The organism is Rosenbergiella sp. YN46, assembly GCF_036620675.1.
In the GTDB taxonomy this organism is placed as follows: Bacteria; Pseudomonadota; Gammaproteobacteria; order Enterobacterales; family Enterobacteriaceae; genus Jejubacter.
This window is the reverse complement of the sequence record NZ_JAZHEE010000091.1, coordinates 1-876: the sequence shown is the minus strand read 5'-3', so window position 1 is coordinate 876 and position 876 is coordinate 1. Positions and strand designations below refer to the sequence as shown.

At 54.6% G+C, this 876-nt stretch carries 1 protein-coding gene; it reads left to right on the top strand.

The genetic code is table 11. From position 1 onward, the window contains the following. Positions 1 to 84: 84 nt before the first annotated feature. Positions 85 to 876 (top strand): IS4 family transposase (locus V3W49_RS22640; protein WP_500148195.1); only part of this gene is annotated, 792 nt, incomplete at its 3' end.

Below are 876 nucleotides of genomic sequence, written 5' to 3'. Positions count from 1 at the left end.
TAATGCCGATCAGTTAAGGATCGGTTGATCGATCCAATAGTTGTGTAAGAATCCGGAAACGCTCACTCGTTTCCGGATTTTTTTATGCACATTGGACAGGCGCTTGATCTAGTTTCCCGTTATGATTCTTTGCGTAACCCTCTGACTTCTCTGGGCGACTTTCTGGAGCCAGAACTGATTTCCCGCTGCCTTGAAGAATCAGGCACGGTTACTCTGCGTAAACGTCGTCTCCCTCTCGAAATGATGGTCTGGTGCATTGTCGGCATGGCCCTGGAGCGTAAAGAGCCTCTTCATCAGATTGTTAATCGTCTGGATATCATGCTGCCGGGCAATCGCCCCTTCGTGGCCCCCAGTGCCGTTATTCAGGCACGTCAGCGCCTGGGAAGTGAGGCTGTTCGCCGCGTGTTCACACAAACGGCACAACGCTGGCATGGCTCCACCACGCATCCGCACTGGTGCGGTCTGACCCTGCTGGCTGTGGATGGTGTGGTCTGGCGCACACCGGATACGTCAGAGAACGATGCAGCCTTCCCACGCCAGACGTACGCCGGAAAGCCGGGGCTCTACCCGCAGGTAAAAATGGTCTGTCAGATGGAGCTGACCAGCCACCTCTTAACGGCAGCAGCCTTCGGCACAATGAAAGAAAGTGAAAATGCACTCGCCGCACAACTGATAGAGCAGACCGGCGATAACACGCTGACCCTGATGGATAAAGGTTATTACTCACTGGGTCTGCTGAATGCCTGGAGTCAGGCGGGAGAGCATCGCCACTGGATGATACCGCTGAAGAAAGGCGCGCAGTATAAGGCACTCAGAAAACTGGGGAAAGGCGACCATCTGGTGAGCCTGAAAACCAGCCCACAGGCCCGGAAAAAG